Here is a 17,830-nt window from a genome sequence, read left to right as displayed (position 1 = left end):
TCTACTGCTTCACATCCGAGTGATCAATCGCGTAAAGTATTGTGTATCGCCAATTGGGTGAAGGGTTGCCGTGCAGACCGTGGCAGCCTTCAGCAACAGTCATCAGCACCTGTGCCCGGTATCGGAACTCTCGCAGATCCGGCCGCCGGCGTTTCACAGTGGTGCAAGAATCAGGAAAAAGTAATGAGCGGAAATATCGTAAATGTAACCGACGCGTCTTTTGAGCAGGATGTACTCCAGTCCGACGTCCCCGTGCTGGTGGACTACTGGGCAGAATGGTGTGGTCCCTGCAAGATGATCGCGCCGGTGCTTGAAGAGATTGCCGACGAATACGACGGCAAATTGAAAGTCTGCAAGCTTAACATTGACGAAAACGAGCAGACCCCGCCGAAGTTCAACATCCGTGGTATTCCGACCCTGATGCTGTTCAAGAACGGCAACGTGGACGCCACCAAAGTCGGCGCACTCTCCAAATCCCAACTGGCGGCTTTTCTGGACAGCAATCTCTGATTGCAGCCCAGCCGCGAAAAAAAACCGCCCCTGAGCTGAGGTTCACGGGCGGTTTTTTATCGCCATTCAGTCCCAGTTCTGAGATCGCGCCAGATCCGATTCCTTCTGTTCCACCCAGTGCTCGCGGTCCCCGGTAATCTCCTTCTTCCAGAACGGCGCAGAAGTCTTCAAAGCGTCCATGATGAACTCACAGGCCGCAAACGCATCTCCGCGATGGGCACTGCACACCCCCACGAACACAATCTGATCCCGCAGGGCTAACCGCCCAACCCGATGAATCACCCGGGCCTCACGGACATCCCAGCGTTTCGAAGCCTCATCAATCAGCCCCTGTATCACCTGCTCGGTCATCCCCGGATAATGCTCCAGGTAAAGCCCCGTCACACCCTGCAAATCGCCGCTGTCTCGCACCAGCCCGGTAAACGTCGCAATGGCGCCAGTTCCGGCACCGCTGTCCCGCAACGCGTCATACTCGGCGGCAGCATCAAAATCCCCGGACTGAATCGTAATCACCTTAACCTCCGGTCACTGGCGGGAAAAATGCCAGCTCGTCGCCACCCTGAACCGAAGAGCCGGCCTTTGCCATGGTCTGGTTGATCGCAATCATGACAGGCTGGTCCCCCTGCAACTGGGCCCATCGACCGCCCCGGCTCGCCAATTCGGCCAGCACATCGCCGGCGGTGAGTCCCGGCAGGGCCTCAACGTTCAGCTCCTCTGTTTCCAGCTCTTCCCGCAGGCGGGCAAAAAAACGAACCGTAATCGTGTTATCACTCATGCTCAGCTCAACAATTCCGAAAATGAATAATAGGTTAGCAGGTCTCCGGGGCTCACCGTGGTGTTTTCCGGCACCACCGCCAGGCCATCGGCCCAGCAGGCAGCGCTCAGAACGCCGGAGCTCTGATTGGGAAATGCGGCGACCACCACCCCGGATTCCCGGGTCTCTTTCCTTGCCCGGACAAACTCCCTGCGCACCGAGGTTGATGACATGGTAAAGGCCGCCGGTACCTTCTCGCCGATGGGTGCTGTACGTTTCCGTCCCTGGCATTTTCGAATGTAGGGCATGCCCACAACCAGGAAGGTCACCAGCACAGAGGCCGGGTTGCCGGGCAATCCCAGCACTGGTGTGCCGCCGATGGCGCCAAAGGCCAAAGGCTTTCCGGGCTTGATGGCCATGCGCCAGAGCGACAGGCTGCCGTATTCTTCCAGCACTGCCCGCACGTGGTCCTCTTCGCCTACGGAAACCCCGCCGCTGGTAATGATCAGATCCGACGACTCCGCCGCGCGGAGCAGAGTTTCCCGGGTTGCTTCACGTTTGTCCCGCAGCGTTTCACACAGCACCACCTCGCAGCCGGCCTGGGCGAGCAGGCCAAGCAGCGTGAAGCGATTGCTGTTGTAGATTTGCCCGGGGGCCAGGGGCGTTCCGGGGTCTACCAGCTCGTCGCCGGTGGAGAGAATGGCGACCTTCAGCCGTGCCAGAACGGGAACCCTGGCAATACCCATGGAAGCCAGCAGGCCCATTTCGTGCGGACGAACCTGCGTACCTTTCGCCAGGGCAAGGTCGCCCCTGGTCAGATCCTGGCCCCGGCGACGAATGTTCTGCCCCTCGGTCACCTCTGCCTGGACAACAATCCCGGCGTCGGTCACCTCCACGCGTTCCTGCATCACCACCGCGTCTGCGCCCTCGGGAATCTCCGAGCCGGTGAAAATTCGGGCGGCGGTACCCGGCGCCAGAGCTTTCGGCGCTTCACCGGCGGGAATCCGGGCCGAGACCGGTATCGCCTGGTCCTGGCGAAGATCCTGTTTGCGCAGGGCGTAACCGTCTACCGCACTGTTGTCCGCCGGCGGCACGTCGGCCGGGACATAATGATTCTCGGCAAGCACCCGGCCCAGTGAGTCGGCGAGAGGCACCGTTTCTACCCCGGTGACCACGGGTGCTGCTGATAACAGGCGAGCAAGGGCGTCTTCCAGCGGCGTCAGGTTTGGGTTGGCCATCAATTCTGAACTCCGGTTCGGGTTACTATTCGCCTCAGCGTTGGGCGCGTTGGCCAATGACTTCATTGATCCGCTGCATCGGCTTGTCCGGCTTGCGCAAGACCAGGGCCGAGAAGTTACACGGGCCGTGCCGGCTGTCCAGCTGGCTGCTGAGAATGCCGTTCCATCCGGTGCGGCAGGCGCCGGTGGAGCCGGGCAGACAGAATATCACCGTATGGTTTGCCATGCCTCCGAGCGCCCGCGACTGGACGGTAGAAGAGCCGATTTCAGAGGCAGACAGGCGCCGGAACTCCTCACCGAAACCATCAATGGTTTTATCAAACAGAGGGCCGACCGCCTCCGGGGTGCTGTCCCGTTCAAGGAGACCAGTGCCACCGGTGATAATTACCACGTGCACCTCCGGGTCGGCAATCCAGCCAGACATCAGCGCCCGCACCAGGTAGACATCATCGGGCAGAATGCGACGGGCGACCAGATGGTGTCCGGCCTCGATAACGCTGTCCTCGAGAAACTGTCCAGACGTATCTTCCTCCGGCCCGCGAGTGTCGGATACGGTCAGCAGGGCAATGTTCAGGGGTTTCAGTTCACTACTTGGTTTACTGCTCATGGCTGGCACTCCAGAATCGTTGAAAAGTTCTTATACGCCAGTATCGCCATCACGGGCTACCAATGGAAGGGAGTAACCCATCAGGGGGAGGCGTTGACAGCTGGATGCCCGGGTTGCAGGATAATTGGCGTTATTTTGTGCGGTACACTTGACATTCGCCAGTCAGGTGGCCGATGATCCGTCTTGCCCGGCGAACGGTTGTTCCCACTCTCTGGCTTCAGTACTTTAATCCCGGACTTCATCTACACCGGTTGCTCCATCTGGCCAGCATCAGTTTCAGCGTTTATTCGATCAATACGTTCTGTGGCACCCCTGTCATTCCAATATTCGTTTACTTCCATTCCTGAAAATCCAATAAACTATGAATCTTACTGAACTCAAGCAGAATTCCATGCCCGAATTGCTCGATATTGCGCAAGAGATGGGCCTCGATAACCTGGCTCGTTCGCGCAAACAGGATGTGATCTTCACCATCCTGAAGAAGCATGCCAAGAGCGGCGAAGACATCTACGGTGACGGCGTACTGGAAATTCTGCAGGACGGATTCGGCTTCCTCCGTTCTGCTGATGCCTCCTATCTGGCAGGACCTGACGACATCTACGTCTCCCCCAGCCAGATTCGTCGGTTCAACCTGCGGACTGGCGACACAGTTGCCGGCAAGATCCGCCCGCCGAAAGACGGTGAGCGCTATTTCGCCCTGTTGAAGGTCAGCGAGATCAACTTCGACAAGCCGGATAACGCCCGTAACAAGATCCTGTTCGAGAACCTAACACCGCTGTTTCCTGACGAGCGCCTGATGCTCGAGGCAGGTAACGGCAGCACCGAGGATCTCTCGTCCCGCGTGCTGGACCTGGTGGCACCCATCGGCAAGGGCCAGCGCGGCCTGATCGTTTCGCCGCCCAAGGCCGGTAAAACGCTGCTGATGCAGAGCATTGCCCAGTCCATCACCCGTAACAATCCCGAGTGCCATGTGATGGTACTGCTGATTGACGAGCGGCCGGAGGAAGTGACCGAGATGCAGCGCACGGTGCGCGGCGAAGTCATCGCCTCCACCTTCGATGAGCCCCCGGCCCGTCACGTTCAGGTGGCCGAGATGGTGATCGAAAAGGCCAAGCGCCTGGTCGAGCACAAGAAGGATGTGGTTATCCTGCTGGACTCTATCACCCGTCTGGCTCGCGCCTACAACACGGTGATTCCGTCTTCCGGTAAGGTCCTGACCGGTGGTGTGGACGCCCACGCCCTGGAAAAACCGAAGCGTTTCTTCGGTGCGGCCCGTAACGTGGAGGAGGGCGGCAGCCTGACCATCCTGGCGACGGCGCTGGTGGATACCGGTTCCAAGATGGACGAGGTTATCTACGAGGAGTTCAAGGGCACCGGTAACATGGAAATTCACCTGGACCGCAAGATCGCCGAGAAGCGCGTCTACCCGGCCATCAATATTCGCCGGTCCGGTACCCGCCGTGAAGATCTGCTGATGAGCGAAGCAGATATCCAGCGTGTCTGGATTCTGCGCAAGCTGCTGCACTCCATGGACGACGATACCGCTTCTCTTGAGTTCCTGCTGGACAAGCTGCGGGATACCAAGACCAACGACGAGTTCTTCCAGTCCATGAAGCGTCGGTGATTTCTGGCCTGACGCGTTTTTTTAGACGAGCACCTGAGGTTTTGGGGGCGGGCAGAGCCGGGGCAAACCTCCCCGGACACGCCGTGAACCCATCCCTGGGGGCTCGGCATTGCCATCCCTGGCAATGCACGGTCCGGGGAGGCTTGCCCCGGCTCCGCCGTTCAAGCCATGTGCGCGCATCTGATTGTTTGGGAATGGGTGTTTCAGAAAACCAAAGTGACGATCATTGCGTTGCGAACAACTGGCGATCTGCAGAACGAGGTGGGGACCTGCTTTCCCAGACTGTGTCTTGCCATGGATGGCAAGACCAAGCCCCCAGGGATGGGTTCACGGCGTGTCTGGGAAAGCAGGTCCCCACCTCGTTCAGGCTCCCAACAAGCAGTCCAGAGACCACCATACTCCGTAGTACTGGCAGATAATGAACGGAGCAACCGATGAAATACAACGACCTGCGAGACTTCATTGGCCAGCTGGAAAAGCTGGGCGAGCTGAAACGGATCACCGTTGAAGTCGACCCCCACCTGGAAATGACCGAAATCTGCGATCGCACTCTGCGGGCAGGTGGTCCTGCGCTGTTGTTCGAGAATCCCAAGGGCTATGACATGCCAGTACTGGCCAACCTGTTCGGGACACCCAAGCGGGTCGCGCTGGGCATGGGGCAGGACAGCGTGACCGCGCTTCGTGATATCGGCAAGCTGCTGGCCTTTCTGAAGGAACCGGATCCCCCCAAAGGTTTCCGGGATGCCATCGAGAAGCTGCCATTGTTCCGGCAGGTGATGCGTATGAGCCCCAAAGTGCTTCGCTCTGCGCCCTGCCAGGACGTGGTGATCGAAAAAGACCAGGTGGATCTGTACCAGATTCCAGTGCAGCACTGCTGGCCGGGGGATGCCGGGCCGCTGGTGACCTGGCCGCTGGTGATTACTCGAGGGCCCCACAAGGAACGGCAGAACCTGGGGATTTACCGGCAGCAGGTGATAGGCCGTAACCGGCTGATCATGCGCTGGCTCAGCCATCGGGGTGGTGCGCTGGATTTCCGGGAATTTCAGAAGGCCAACCCGGGTAAGCCCTATCCGGTGGCTGTGGCTTTGGGGGCGGACCCGGCGACCATTCTGGGGGCGGTCACACCGGTGCCGGACACCTTGTCGGAATATGCCTTTGCGGGCCTGCTGCGAGGCGGTCGTACCGAGTTGGTGCAGTGTGGCCTGAGTGACCTTCAGGTGCCGGCCAGCGCCGAGATTGTGCTCGAAGGCTTTATCTATCCGGACGATATGGCCCCGGAAGGGCCGTTCGGGGATCACACCGGTTATTACAACGAAGTGGACCAGTTCCCGGTGTTTACCGTAGAACGGATGACCCATCGCAAGGACCCGATCTATCACAGCACCTACACCGGTCGCCCGCCTGATGAGCCGGCGATTCTGGGGGTAGCGCTGAATGAGGTGTTCATTCCGATTTTACAGAAGCAGTTTCCGGAGATTGTCGATTTCTACCTGCCTCCGGAAGGCTGTTCCTATCGGCTTGCTATCGTGACCATGAAGAAACAGTACCCCGGCCATGCCAAACGGGTGATGATGGGGGTATGGTCTTTCCTGCGGCAGTTCATGTACACCAAGTTTGTGATTGTCACCGACGATGATGTGAACGCCCGCAACTGGGAAGACGTGATCTGGGCAATAACTACCCGGATGGATCCGGTGCGTGACACCACCCTGGTGGAGAACACGCCCATCGATTATCTGGACTTTGCCTCGCCAGTGTCGGGGCTCGGATCCAAGATGGGGATGGATGCCACCAATAAATGGCCGGGCGAAACCAGCCGGGAGTGGGGCGAGCCCATCGCCATGACTGACGAGGTCAAACAGCGGGTGGATGAGCTCTGGGACAGCCTGGGCATTGAAAATTCGGCGTCCCGACCCGACTGATATGGGCAATGAAGATTGGCGAGTGATGCTTCTGCCCTCCGGTATTGCGTTTAACGCTGCCCGGGATAGCGATTTACTCAGTGCCGCCGCCAGCGCAGGCGTTGATGTGCCTGCGGCCTGTCGAAACGGGGTGTGTGAAATCTGTGAGGCGCGGCTGATCGCAGGCCTCGCGCTTAACACCCGAAACCAACAGACTATTGAGGTCGGCGAGCGGCTGATGATGTGCAGAACCACAGCGCTTACGGACCTGGACTTGGAGATATCCGCCGTTATGGCAGCCGGAAACAATCAGCCTGGCAAGTACCAGGCGAAAGTCGTGGACGTTCGTTCCATCAGTCACGATGTCTATCGCGTTGAGCTGCAGCTTCCTCGGCGTCGGGAACTTTCGTTTCACGCCGGGCAGTATCTCTCGGTCAACCTGCCGGGCGCAGAGCCCTGTTACTTTTCCATTGCCAGCAGCCCTTCGGCCCAGAACATCGAACTTCACATCCAGGCGACGCCGGAATGGGTGTCGGCACAGAAAGTCATTGATGCCCTGACCTCAGGCGGCGAGGTGACCGTGGAATTACCCCATGGCAAGGCCTGCCTGGCATCTGCGCCGGCGAAGCCGCTGCTGTTGGTGGCGGCCGGTACGGGGTTTGCGCAGATGAAAAGCCTGGTGGATTATCTCCGGGAAACGTCTTACAACCAGCCGGTCAAACTGTACTGGGGGGTTCGCCGTCATGAAGACATGTACCTCCGGTCCCTGGCCCAGCAATGGCAGGAGGAATGGCCGCCATTCACCTTCCTGCCGGTGGTGGGTGATGATGAAGACAATGATTGGAGTGGCCACCATGACCAGCTGGTGCGTGCGGTTCTGGCCTCGGGGATGGACTGGGGGAAGGTGGAAGTGCACGCCAGTGGTTCGCCGACCATGGTGTACACGTTGATGGATGCGCTTGTCGAGGCGGGCCTGCCTGAAGCCGCTTTCTTCTCGGATGTGCTGGAGTACGCCCCCAGGGGCTGAAATCATGAAAGTGGGGGCAGATGAAATTTTCATCTGACCCCATGTTCAGGCCCTTGGCATCGGTAAATCCGGTAGCCCGCTGTCTTTCTCCAGGCCCTGCATCAGCAGTTTGACGCTGGCCTCGCCCTCGCCCATGTGGGCATTCAGTCGACTCAGCTCTGCCAGTGCTTCCCGGTTGCGTTTCAGTCGCAGGCTGGTTTCGAAGTATTCCCGGGCCTTGCCCCAGAGCTCATTGCGCAGGCTAAGCCGGCCCAGGGCCAGCAGAAGCTCTGCGTTGTTGGGCCGGTCTTTGAGCCACTGCTCTGCCAACAACAGCTGCTCGTCAGGCTTCTGGCCTTTTACCCGGCCATAGATGTTGATCAGTTCGTCACTCCAGTGATTGCGCAGCACCTTGCGTAACAGGGTTTCGGTCTGTACTTCGTCGCCAAGGCCCGCAAGCAGGCGGGCGTAATCCCGGATGGTGTATTCGTCGCGACGGAGGAAGCCGGGTAGCTCATCCCAAAGCCGGGTTAGCGGCTCCAGAGAAGCGTCCGGGTCCTGTTTCTGCAGGCGACGGCAATCTTCCGCGGCTCGCTCAAGGAGGTTGTGCCAGACCTGACGTTCCAGGTCGTTCAGTTCTGCCTCCGGCAACACGCTGCGCTTACGCAGCTCCGGTACCAGCTTCGATAGTTCCCGCCAGTCTTCCAGGCGCAGGTAGGTGTTTTTCAGCAGCTTCAGCACGAAGGGATGGTGTGGTGACTGCTTCCGCAGCCGAACCAGGGTAGCCAGCGCCTGCTCAAGCCGGTTGCCGGCCAGTTGCAGCTGGGCCTGGGTGATGCCGACGGCCATATCCGACCCCGGGGTGCTGTCGAAGGCCTTGCGCAGCAGGTCATCCACCGCCTCATGATCACCGGATTCGAAAGCCGCCTGGGCGGCTGCAAGATAGTTAATCAGCGGAGTGTCCGCATGGCCTGCCGAGGCGGTTAATAGTTTGCGGGCCCTGGGCCAGTTGCCCTCCGCCAGAGCCAGCAGGCCCTGGGTAGTCCGGCGGCGCGCCCTGCGTTCATTGCTCCGGGCAATCCAGCCTGCGACCAGACCGGTACTTTTTCCGAGCCGGCGGGCGAAGTTGATGATCAGTACGGTCAGGACAACAACGGCCACCAGAAGGCCCATCCCCACCCAGAAGTTGGTTTCGATCAGGTAGTGACCAAGGCTGATCCGGATATAGCCCAGATCATACTGCAGTCCCAGCGAGAGCCCGGTGCCGATTATCAGTGCCAGCAGGATAATGAATAACAGGCGAATCATGAATCACCGCCTCCATCAGCCTGGCTGGCGGTGTCCTCGCCATCACCGTTACTGGCATTCAGGCGGCCGGCCAGCCGCTCCTTGAGCAGGTTCAGGGACTGGCTGATATCCGGCAGTTTGGGGTCCACATTTCTCTGGGCCAGTTCGGCAAGGGTTTCGGTGAGTGCTTTGACCCGTGGATTGCTGGCGTCGTACCAGGCGTCGATGGTTGTGCGGGCTTTGGTCAGCGCCCGTTCATACAGCGCCTGGTTACCCCGCAACACGGCCATTTCCGCTTCTTCCAGCATCAGCTGAAGATTGAGGCGGGCGTAGGCACTCTGGTCCGGTGACAGCATCGGTTTGACCGGTTCGTCCAGCCTGCGAACCACGACCACCTGCATCATAGTCGATTTCACCTTGTTCCAGGCTCGTGCGAGAGGGCCAGGCTCACCGGTGGTTTCAGCCTCCGCAGCTGAGCCGGAGCCGGCAAGAAAACCGGGGGCATTTTCGTGGACGAGCGCCTGGTCGGTCAGCTGGTTAATGCTGTCGATGGCGGCTTCGAGTTTCAGATAAAGCCCGGTCCGGTCGACACCGGTAAGGCCCTTCAGCGCCAGGATTTCACGGGCGAGCTGCTGACGAACGGGATAGACACCGATGTCGTCAGACTCGTTCAGCACTTCGTCGACCGCTTCCAGTGCCGACAGGGCGCCGCGGATGTCTTTTTCGATCATCAGCCGCTGGTTGGCGATTCTCAGCAGATACTCCGCCTCGGCCAGTAGCCAGTCGGTCCGGGTCCGGTTACCGGCTTCCAGAAGCTCCCTGGCGTTGTGGTCGATCTGGCGCTGCTGGGTGGCGATCAGCTCGCGCTGGCTAGCCAGTTTTTCTTCCAGGGATTGCAGACGCTGACTTTGTTGGCTGCCCCGGTCGCCATATTGGTTTTCGAGCTGGGCAGTGTCCTGCTGCAAGGTCTGCAGGGACTGCATGACGGCCTGATGGTTGTTCCACTGCTGCCAGCTCCAGAGTGCCAGGGCAACAGCAAGAATCAGGGCAATGAGGGCTACCAGCCATACCGGCCACAGTTTCTGACGGGCAGGTGGTTCCTTGGCAATGGGTGCGGGAAGTTGATTCGTTGTATCTGTCACGGGCGTCCTTACTTGGCTTTTCCGGAGCCACCTTCCCGGCCGCCGAGTTGCGCTGCAACCGTGGCCACGATGTCGTTATCGGCAAGGCTTCCTGGTATACACGGATTTCTGAATCCCGCCTCACGGGCCTGTTCGGCAACCCGATCTGCGGGAACAATCAATAACCTATCGTATAGATTATGGCTGCTATTCGCACATAGTGCGATGAGATTGTTCAAGGTTTCTCCAGAGAGCGTGATGATGGCCTCCGGAGCGAAGGTTTCAAGCGTCTCCTGAGTCTGTTCCGGCGAATATTCCGGACAGAAGCGCCGGTACAGGGGTAGGGGAGTAACTCTGGCGCCCCGGGCCTCCAGGGTTTCCCGGATCAGCTCGCGGCCGTTTTCTCCGCGGGCCAGCAACACCCGTTCGCCCTGAAAGTCCTTCAGTGAGGGCAGCGAAAGAAGTGCTTCGCTGGTCCAGCCTTCCGGCGGTTTTAGGGGGTTAAGACCGTATTCTTCGAGCACCGCTGCCGTGCCGGCGCCGACACCATACCAGCGGATGCCCATGGGAACCTGGGGCCACCAGGTGTCCACCTCATCGAGCAGAAGACGGGCGGCGAAAGGGCTGACTGCAATGACGTGGGAGTACTCATCCAGACTGAGAATTAAGGTGCGACGTTCCGCGGTTTCCGGCAGAGGTTCCCGGTCAATCAGTGGCAGGATGCGCACATCGGCACCCGCTGCCTGAAAACGGTTGGCGAGCCGGGATGCTTCCGGTTCGGGCCGGCAGATCAGGATCCGCCGGCCGTTCAGTTCTGGCTCAGCGTGGGGTGTGGCCATAGATTTCAGCCAGTACCTTGTCGGCCCCCAGGGCCAGTAGGTCCTCGGCCAGTTCCCGGCCCAGGCGTTCGCCCTCGGCCCGGGGAGCCCGGCCTTCCACGCGGAAGATCTGAGTGCCGTCCACGGCCCCCACCAGGCCGCGCAGCCAGAGGGTGTCTTCGTCCTCAAGCAGGGCGTAGGCGGCAATGGGCACCTGGCAACCGCCTTCGAGGCGACGGTTCAGGGCCCGCTCGGCCCTGACGCGATCGGACGAGTCTTTGTGATTAAGCGGCTCAAGCATGGCCAGCAGCTCGTTATCATCGACCCGGCACTCAATGCCAAGGGCGCCCTGGCCGACCGCCGGGAGGGAGACGGTGTCTGGCAGGCCGTAGCGGATGCGCTCATGGAAGCCCAGGCGTTTCAGGCCGGAGCTGGCCAGTACGATGGCGTCATATTCTCCGGCGTCGAGTTTGGCCAACCGGGTGTTGACGTTGCCGCGCAGAACGCGAATCTGCAGGTCCGGGCGGTAGGCCCGAAGCTGGGACTCCCGGCGCAGGCTGGCGGTGCCAACCACGGCGCCATCGGGCAGGGCGTCGACATTGTCAAACTGGTTGCTGACGAAGGCATCGGTGGGGTCTTCCCGTTCACAGATGGCCACCAGCCCCAGTCCCTCCGGAAACTCCATGGGCACGTCTTTCATGGAGTGCACCGCCAGATCCGCACGACCGTCCAGCATGGCCTCTTCGAGCTCTTTAACGAACAGACCCTTGCCGCCGATCTTGGCCAGAGGCACATCCAGAATCTTGTCGCCCTGGGTCTTGATCTTGACCAGCTCCACGGCGATGTTGTCGTGCAGCCTTTCCAGTTCAGCCTTGATGAATTCCGCCTGCCACAGCGCCAGTGCGCTGCTGCGGGTTGCAATGCGAAGGGTACGTTTGGACATGACACTCACTGTCGGTTCGGAAAATGTCCGCCAAGGTTACCTTGTGACGGCAGAAAAGTCCCGTAGCTACCACCTTTGAATCGGGCGCCGCCTCAGCCCGGCTGGCGCTCCTGGAGCCACTGGCGAACGTTGCTGGCATGCCTGCGGCTGACCGGAAGTTCGCCCTGGCTGTCCCTGAGTACAACCAGGTTCTGTCCGTCGGGTGTCCGTTTCAGCCTCTGGACGAAGCGCGCACCCACAAGTGTGTGCCGGTGGGTCCTGAGCAAGTCGCGGGGGTAGCTGTTTTCCAGCTCCTTGAGGGTATAGTCGCAGACGGTTTCACCGCGGCTATGGTGAATGGTGACGTATTTCTGGTCTGCCTCGCAGTAGAGAATTTCGGACAGGTCAATCAGCTCGGTACCGCGATGGGTGCGCACAGCCAGCTGTTCAGCGCTCTGGCTGGCCTGACCGCTCAGGGTTTGTAGTTGCACCCGATTGACCCTGCCGGCCCTCGCTAGTGCCTCAGCGAGTGCCTCCTTGCGCACGGGCTTGAGCAGGTAGGCAATGGCCTGCACGTCGAACGCCTGTATGGCGTAATGCTCGTAGGCGGTGCAGAAAATCAGGGCCGGCGGGTTGGGCAGCTGGCTCAGGCGGTTGGCCGCTTCCATACCGTCCATGCCGGGCATGCGGATGTCCAGCAGCAAAATGTCCGGCTCGAGTTCCGCCACCTGTTTCAGGGTACTGTCGCCGTCCGCCGATTCACCGCACACCCGGTACCCGGGGAGTGCCTCCACCAGGCGGCGAATGCGTTCCCGGGCCAGGGGTTCGTCATCGGTGATCAGGACGCTGCGGGTATCACTCATGGCTGATCTAAGTTTCCTTGGTTTTCAGTTCTCTTATTGTGGGTTTTCTGTTCGCTAACCTTCTGGCGCGGCAGTCGCAGGGTGACGGTATAGACATCGTTATGATGGCTATGCTTGAGAACGGCTGGTTCCCCGAACAGGGCCTGGAGCCGGGACTTGATGTTGACCAGCGCCATGCGGTTGCCGTCATGCTGATGGGTGTTCTGGTCCGGTTTCGGGTTCTGCACCAGCAGATAGACGAAGTTGCCTTTGGCTTCGGCCTCAATTCGCACTGTGCCACCCTCGGGCCTGGGCTGGATGCCGTGGTAAATGGCGTTTTCGACCAGGGGTTGCAGGGTGAGGGGTGGAATTGCCTGTTGCTCAAGGCCGGTTTCAATATGCCATTCGAGCTTAAGCCGGTCACCCAGCCGAAGTGCCTCGATGGCCAGATAGCGTTGGCACAGTTCCAGCTCCCGCGACAGGGGAATCAACTGGTCGACGGTGCGAAGGCTGGCGCGGAACAGTTCCGACAGGTCCAGCACCGCTTCTTCGGCTTTGTCCGGATTGACCGCAATCAGACTCGCGATGGTGTTCATACTATTAAACAGGAAGTGGGGCTGGATGCGGGCCTGGAGCGACGCCAGGTGGGCCTGCATTTCCGCTTCCCGCTGCTGCTGCCACTGGTGCTGCAGGTAAAAGTAGCGCAGCACCATCAATACAATCAGCAGCGCCAGCAACATCTTTTTGGCGACGCCCTGCCAGACCGCCACGCCGTCCTGGGGGTGCAGGACACTGTCGGCAAACAGGCTGAACGCCAGCACATCCAGCAGCACGATGGCGACGATTATGGCCGTGGCACCGGAAACGGACATCCGGGCGAGCCTGGCCCGAAGGAGACAGATCAGTGCGGCGCTGGTAAGGGTCGTCCACTGCACGAAAAGGGACAGCAGCCCGAAGTAGTTCCAGTCAATCCAGCCCTGTGTGGCCTGCACGATGGCGAGCACCAGAACCAGCAGCTCGCTGGTTACCAGCAACAGGAACACGGCCCGGACCCGGCACAGGTCCGGTACGTAGAACTCGTTAGTTGTCACAGCTTTGTCCCCGTTACGGGGTATCTCCTTTACCCGGGTCAGAATGGTATACTCCTGCCACGTTCAATGTACCCAGTTCCCGCCAGATGATGCCGGGCTGTCAGCAGGAAAGATAGACCATGACGGATCAGAAAAAGTCTGACCAGACCACAAGCTCTGAAAAACCCTGGGGCGGACGCTTCAGTGAACCTACCGATGCCTTCGTTGAGAAATTTACCGCATCCGTGGGTTTTGACCAGCGCCTGTACCACCATGACATTACCGGCTCCATTGCCCACGCTACCATGCTGGCGGAAGTTGGCGTGCTTACCAACGACGAGCGGGACCAGATTGTTGAGGGCCTGAAGGGCGTCAAGGCAGACATTGAATCCGGTAATTTCCAGTGGTCTGTCAGTCTTGAAGACGTGCATATGAATATTGAAGCGCGCCTGACCGACCGTATCGGCATTACCGGCAAGAAACTGCACACCGGCCGTAGCCGCAACGATCAGGTGGCCACCGATATCCGTCTGTACCTGCGGGACGAGATTGATGTCATTGCCGAGGAACTGAAACGCCTGCAAGCGGGCCTGCTGGACCTGGCCGAGCGCGAGGCGGAGACCATCATGCCCGGCTTCACCCATCTTCAGACCGCCCAGCCGGTAACCTTCGGGCACCACCTGCTGGCCTGGTACGAAATGCTGGTCCGGGATGCCGAACGCCTGCAGGATTGCCGCAAGCGGGTGAACGTAATGCCCCTGGGTGCGGCGGCACTTGCCGGAACCACCTATCCCATCGATCGGGCGCTGACAGCCAGGTTGCTGGGTTTCGACCGGCCCACAGAAAACTCCCTGGACTCGGTCAGCGACCGGGATTTTGCCATTGAGTTCTGCAGCTTTTCCGCGCTCCTGATGACGCATCTGTCGCGGTTCAGTGAGGAGCTGGTGCTCTGGACCTCCGCCCAGTTTGATTTCATTGACCTGCCGGACCGATTCTGCACCGGCTCGTCCATCATGCCCCAGAAAAAGAATCCGGATGTTCCGGAACTGGTCCGGGGCAAGACTGGGCGGGTTAATGGTCACCTGGTGAGTCTGCTGACCCTGATGAAGAGTCAGCCACTGGCCTACAACAAGGACAATCAGGAAGACAAGGAGCCGCTTTTCGACACCGTCGATACCATCAAGGGCTGCCTGAAGGCGTACGCCGACATGATTCCGGCAATTCGTTCAAAGGCCGATAACATGCGCGTAGCAGCCAAGCGCGGTTTCTCCACTGCTACCGATCTGGCGGATTACCTGGTGAAAAAAGGCGTGCCTTTCCGGGATGCTCATGAAATCGTGGGTAAGTCAGTCGCTTTTGGTGTGGCCGAAGGTCGAGATCTTTCGGATATGACCCTGGAAGAGCTTAAGCAGTTTTCCGACCACATTGGCGAGGACGTGTTTGATGTGCTGACCCTGGAGGGGTCTGTTCAGGCCCGCAATCACCTGGGCGGCACGGCGCCGGATCAGGTACGTGCGGCCATTGGCCGGGCGCGCGGCAGCCAGCTGGACTGAACCGCGCCCAACGGCTCCGGGATGGACGGTTAGCCGCCGATCCTTCCCGTGGTCAGATCAACCGCCGCCGGCGTCAACTGTTCCAGGGGCTGTGGGCGGAACAACCGGTAGCCCTGGCCATAATGAATGCCGAGTGTTCTGACTTTCCGGAGGGCATCATCGCTCTCGATAAACGTGGCCACGGTAACCTTGCCGGCGGCCTCGGCAATCCGGTGCAGGGCCTCGAGCATCACCTGCTGCACCGGATCCTCTTCCAGTTGTTGCACCATCCGCCGATCCAGTTTGATTATGTCCACCGGTAGTTTTGCCGCCAGGCTGTAGCTTTCCACCGACGCACCGGCGCCATCAAGGGCAACCCGGCAACCTGCCCGATGCAATGCATCGCAAAGCACGGCGACATCGTCCGGATACTGGGTGGCGTGGGCTTCGCGAATCTCCAGACAGAAGCAGCTCGGGTCAAACGGCGATTCACTCAGGGCCCGGGCCATAAAGTCCGGGAAGGTGTCATCCAGTACGCTGGCCAGTGACAGGTTAAAGCCGCAGTACTTTAACCGGGGTTCCAGCAAAGGCTGTTTGCCGAGCCAGGCCAGTGTTTGCCGGATCACCTGTCGGTCCAGGCGTTTGGCCAGGTCAAAACGCTCGGCGATGGGCAGGAAGTCGTCGGGCTTGAGCACAGTCTCGCCATCGGGCGTTGCCGGGATTCGGCAAAGGATTTCAATGTGATCGCCCCAGGTGGGGCTGGCAACCGGTCTCATGGCCTGATATTCGAGAATCAGATGATTGCCATCCAATGCCTCGCGGATCTGCTCAACCCGCTTGCTGGCGGTCGAGTCGTCGGCCTGATGGGTGACGGCTCTGGCCGCATGGATACGGTTGCGACCGGAGGTTTTGGCAGTGTGACACAGGTCCGCAGCCTGGCTGAGTAACTGTTCCGGGTCACGGGGAATGTCTCTGTCCATGACCAGCAGGCCGCCGGAGGCTGTGGTCTGTAGCTTGTGGCCCTGCCACTGGAAGACGAATTCACCGATCAGATCCAGGGCTTCCTGGGCAATCTTTCGGGCCCGGGCCTCCGGGCAGTTCTCGATCAGCAGGGCGAAGGTGTCGCCGGCCAGACGTGCCAGGGCGTCACGCTGGCGTACCCGCACGCCGAGATTGCCGGCCAGCTCCCGCAGGTAGCGGTCACAAGTGCCGCTACCGGCCAACTCGTTGAAACGTTCAAAGTCATCAAGATCCAGATATAACAGGCTGTCACAGGAGTTTCGATGGGTTTTCTGTTCCAGAGTCCGGAGCATCCGGGCGATGAACTCCTTGCGGTTCATCAGGCCTGTGACCGGATCGTGCCGGATCCGGTACTCGCCACTTGAAGCTTGGCTGATACGGTTTTCGATGCGTCTTGCCACATGGACCGCGCCGGTCACCTCGCCAAGTTCGTTGGTCAGGCGCTGGTAGTGGAATTCATGCACTGGCAGCTCCCGGGACTGCTGGGCCATGGCCATCTCAACAACGAAGCTGTCCCGCTCAAAGGCCCGGTGCCAGAGGCGTTCCATCAGCATGCGTTCATTCGGAAATTCCTGCAGAAGTTCACTCAGGTTATCGCCGCGCCCGGGATTCACGCCAAATGTTTCCGCGAACTGGCTGGCCCAGGCATCATTGAAATGTTGCAGATTGAATGATGCGTCCACCGCCACCACGAGATCGGGCGTCGCCCGGGTCGTCGCCGCGAGCATCTGGTCCGCATGCTGACGGGCCTTGGTGAGCGCCAACTCCGCGGTTCGGTCCACCATAGTGCCCCCGAGCCGCTGGATCCTGCCGCCCTGTTTCAGTGCCCGACCGTTAAGGGTGATCCTGCGCTGATTCTGCCCGGAGGTAAGAATGTCGAGGTCGAGGGCAAAGCCCTCCCCAGTCCGCATGCAACGCCGGAACATGGCCCGGACCTTTGCCTGCCCGGTCTGGCAGTAGAATAGTGCCTGTTCCGGGGTGATCTCGCTGCCAGGCCTCAGCTCAAGGAGCTGGAACATACCCTCCGTCCAGGCCATTTCATTGGTTCGGGTGTCGAGTTCCCAAATCCCGAAACTCGCGCTGCTCTCCGCCGATCGCAACAGCCGAGGGTCCCTGGTGGAGCTGTCGCACAGCGTGATGGTCGCGCTGGCGGCCTTGTCTGAATCTCGCATATCCAGGCGCAGGCTCAGGCAGGCGGTGTAGAAGAAACCTTCCTTATGCCGGAATGTCACCAGAACGTTCTGGCCCCGTTCAATCCGGTGGCGGTTCGCAGGGGCGAAAGGATCGTCCTCGCGCGATGCCAGAATCCGGTGCACGGGATGGCCTTCCAGTTCACCGCTGTCGTAACCAAGGATCGCTTCGGCCTGATGATCGGCAAACAGCACTTTGCCTTCATCATCAATACGCACTACGGTATGGCGCTCCGGTGTCGGGGACTGCTCCGAGCGGTAGCGGCGAATAATGAATTCTTTCACGACGGGTGAGCCTCGGGTTTTCTATAGCTTTTATTTTTTTGTCGGTTTTGCCACGATGCCTCCATCATACTCATACTGTCACTGAAAAGAACCTCTCCCCCGG

The 17,830-nt window shown here is 59.9% G+C and carries 16 protein-coding genes; 5 read left to right on the top strand and 11 right to left on the bottom strand.

The window, feature by feature from the left end; all coding sequences use genetic code 11:
• The first annotated feature begins 183 nt into the window (after positions 1-183).
• Positions 184-510 (top strand): thioredoxin TrxA, encoded by a 327-nt coding sequence (trxA, locus tag CLH62_RS08675; RefSeq protein WP_008169901.1) that lies wholly within the window; start codon positions 184-186, stop codon positions 508-510.
• Positions 511-576: 66 nt separating this feature from the next.
• Here trxA and CLH62_RS08670 read toward each other — a convergent pair whose 3' ends face one another.
• From CLH62_RS08670 to moaB, 4 genes are read right to left on the bottom strand one after another with little or no spacing between them, the layout of a single operon-like run.
• Positions 577-1,023 carry a molybdenum cofactor biosynthesis protein MoaE gene (locus tag CLH62_RS08670; protein ID WP_099617770.1) on the bottom strand — a complete coding sequence of 149 codons (447 nt, stop codon included), beginning with the start codon at positions 1,021-1,023 and terminating at the stop codon, positions 577-579.
• Between the two features lies 1 nt (position 1,024).
• Complete coding sequence (locus CLH62_RS08665) at positions 1,025-1,285, bottom strand: MoaD/ThiS family protein (protein WP_099617769.1); 261 nt, start codon at positions 1,283-1,285, stop codon at positions 1,025-1,027.
• Between the two features lie 2 nt (positions 1,286-1,287).
• Positions 1,288-2,502: a molybdopterin molybdotransferase MoeA gene (locus CLH62_RS08660; RefSeq protein ID WP_099617768.1), complete on the bottom strand. Its 1,215-nt coding sequence runs from the start codon at positions 2,500-2,502 to the stop codon at positions 1,288-1,290.
• Positions 2,503-2,536: 34 nt separating this feature from the next.
• Entirely contained in the window at positions 2,537-3,109 is a 573-nt protein-coding gene (gene moaB, locus CLH62_RS08655; RefSeq protein ID WP_099617767.1) for a molybdenum cofactor biosynthesis protein B, read from the bottom strand.
• 361 nt (positions 3,110-3,470) lie between these two features.
• Here moaB and rho point away from each other — a divergent pair, with 361 nt between their 5' ends.
• The 3 genes from rho to CLH62_RS08640 all read left to right on the top strand — a co-directional run bounded on the left by rho (position 3,471) and on the right by CLH62_RS08640 (position 7,661).
• Positions 3,471-4,733, top strand: coding sequence for a transcription termination factor Rho (gene rho, locus CLH62_RS08650; protein WP_099617766.1), 1,263 nt, complete (start codon positions 3,471-3,473; stop codon positions 4,731-4,733).
• A 434-nt stretch (positions 4,734-5,167) separates the two neighbouring features.
• Positions 5,168-6,655 (top strand): 4-hydroxy-3-polyprenylbenzoate decarboxylase, encoded by a 1,488-nt coding sequence (ubiD, locus tag CLH62_RS08645; protein ID WP_099617765.1) that lies wholly within the window; start codon positions 5,168-5,170, stop codon positions 6,653-6,655.
• 1 nt (position 6,656) lies between these two features.
• Positions 6,657-7,661: a 2Fe-2S iron-sulfur cluster-binding protein gene (locus CLH62_RS08640; RefSeq protein ID WP_099617764.1), complete on the top strand. Its 1,005-nt coding sequence runs from the start codon at positions 6,657-6,659 to the stop codon at positions 7,659-7,661.
• Positions 7,662-7,706: 45 nt separating this feature from the next.
• On the opposite strand, the gene CLH62_RS08635 is transcribed toward CLH62_RS08640, so the two are convergent.
• The 6 genes from CLH62_RS08635 to CLH62_RS08610 form a co-directional block, all read right to left on the bottom strand.
• Positions 7,707-8,948 carry a heme biosynthesis HemY N-terminal domain-containing protein gene (locus tag CLH62_RS08635; RefSeq protein WP_099617763.1) on the bottom strand — a complete coding sequence of 414 codons (1,242 nt, stop codon included), beginning with the start codon at positions 8,946-8,948 and terminating at the stop codon, positions 7,707-7,709.
• Positions 8,945-10,069: a uroporphyrinogen-III C-methyltransferase gene (locus tag CLH62_RS08630; RefSeq protein ID WP_099617762.1), complete on the bottom strand. Its 1,125-nt coding sequence runs from the start codon at positions 10,067-10,069 to the stop codon at positions 8,945-8,947. Before CLH62_RS08630 ends, CLH62_RS08635 begins: the two co-directional genes overlap by 4 nt.
• A gap of 8 nt (positions 10,070-10,077) precedes the next feature.
• Positions 10,078-10,887, bottom strand: a complete 810-nt coding sequence (locus CLH62_RS08625; protein WP_099617761.1) for a uroporphyrinogen-III synthase — start codon at positions 10,885-10,887, stop codon at positions 10,078-10,080.
• Positions 10,868-11,809, bottom strand: coding sequence for a hydroxymethylbilane synthase (hemC, locus tag CLH62_RS08620; protein ID WP_099617760.1), 942 nt, complete (start codon positions 11,807-11,809; stop codon positions 10,868-10,870). Before hemC ends, CLH62_RS08625 begins: the two co-directional genes overlap by 20 nt.
• A 92-nt stretch (positions 11,810-11,901) precedes the next feature.
• Positions 11,902-12,651, bottom strand: coding sequence for a LytR/AlgR family response regulator transcription factor (locus tag CLH62_RS08615; protein ID WP_099617759.1), 750 nt, complete (start codon positions 12,649-12,651; stop codon positions 11,902-11,904).
• The gene (locus CLH62_RS08610; RefSeq protein WP_099617758.1) at positions 12,648-13,721 is read right to left on the bottom strand and encodes a sensor histidine kinase; all 1,074 of its coding nucleotides are present in this window, start codon (positions 13,719-13,721) and stop codon (positions 12,648-12,650) included. The genes CLH62_RS08615 and CLH62_RS08610 overlap by 4 nt, the downstream gene beginning before the upstream one ends.
• A gap of 119 nt (positions 13,722-13,840) precedes the next feature.
• Here CLH62_RS08610 and argH point away from each other — a divergent pair, with 119 nt between their 5' ends.
• Positions 13,841-15,253 (top strand): argininosuccinate lyase, encoded by a 1,413-nt coding sequence (argH, locus tag CLH62_RS08605; protein WP_099617757.1) that lies wholly within the window; start codon positions 13,841-13,843, stop codon positions 15,251-15,253.
• A 29-nt stretch (positions 15,254-15,282) separates the two neighbouring features.
• Here the strand turns inward: argH and CLH62_RS08600 are convergent, their stop codons facing one another.
• On the bottom strand, positions 15,283-17,727 hold the full coding sequence (locus CLH62_RS08600) for an EAL domain-containing protein (protein WP_099617756.1): 2,445 nt from the start codon (positions 17,725-17,727) through the stop codon (positions 15,283-15,285).
• Between the last annotated feature and the right edge of the window lie 103 nt (positions 17,728-17,830).

This window comes from Marinobacter guineae (genome assembly GCF_002744735.1).
Classification (GTDB): domain Bacteria; phylum Pseudomonadota; class Gammaproteobacteria; order Pseudomonadales; family Oleiphilaceae; genus Marinobacter; species Marinobacter guineae.
This window is presented reverse-complemented; position numbering and strand designations above follow the sequence as displayed.

Excerpts from the sequence above, each read along its gene's own strand:
- hemC (WP_099617760.1), bottom strand. The coding sequence starts at position 11,809 with ATGTCCAAACGTACCCTTCGCATTGCAACCCGCAGCAGCGCACTGGCG.
- CLH62_RS08625 (WP_099617761.1), bottom strand. The coding sequence starts at position 10,887 with ATGGCCACACCCCACGCTGAGCCAGAACTGAACGGCCGGCGGATCCTG.
- CLH62_RS08615 (WP_099617759.1), bottom strand. The coding sequence starts at position 12,651 with ATGAGTGATACCCGCAGCGTCCTGATCACCGATGACGAACCCCTGGCC.
- CLH62_RS08665 (WP_099617769.1), bottom strand. The coding sequence starts at position 1,285 with ATGAGTGATAACACGATTACGGTTCGTTTTTTTGCCCGCCTGCGGGAA.
- CLH62_RS08635 (WP_099617763.1), bottom strand. The coding sequence starts at position 8,948 with ATGATTCGCCTGTTATTCATTATCCTGCTGGCACTGATAATCGGCACC.
- argH (WP_099617757.1), top strand. The coding sequence starts at position 13,841 with ATGACGGATCAGAAAAAGTCTGACCAGACCACAAGCTCTGAAAAACCC.
- rho (WP_099617766.1), top strand. The coding sequence starts at position 3,471 with ATGAATCTTACTGAACTCAAGCAGAATTCCATGCCCGAATTGCTCGAT.
- ubiD (WP_099617765.1), top strand. The coding sequence starts at position 5,168 with ATGAAATACAACGACCTGCGAGACTTCATTGGCCAGCTGGAAAAGCTG.
- CLH62_RS08660 (WP_099617768.1), bottom strand. The coding sequence starts at position 2,502 with ATGGCCAACCCAAACCTGACGCCGCTGGAAGACGCCCTTGCTCGCCTG.
- CLH62_RS08640 (WP_099617764.1), top strand. The coding sequence starts at position 6,657 with ATGGGCAATGAAGATTGGCGAGTGATGCTTCTGCCCTCCGGTATTGCG.
- trxA (WP_008169901.1), top strand. The coding sequence starts at position 184 with ATGAGCGGAAATATCGTAAATGTAACCGACGCGTCTTTTGAGCAGGAT.
- moaB (WP_099617767.1), bottom strand. The coding sequence starts at position 3,109 with ATGAGCAGTAAACCAAGTAGTGAACTGAAACCCCTGAACATTGCCCTG.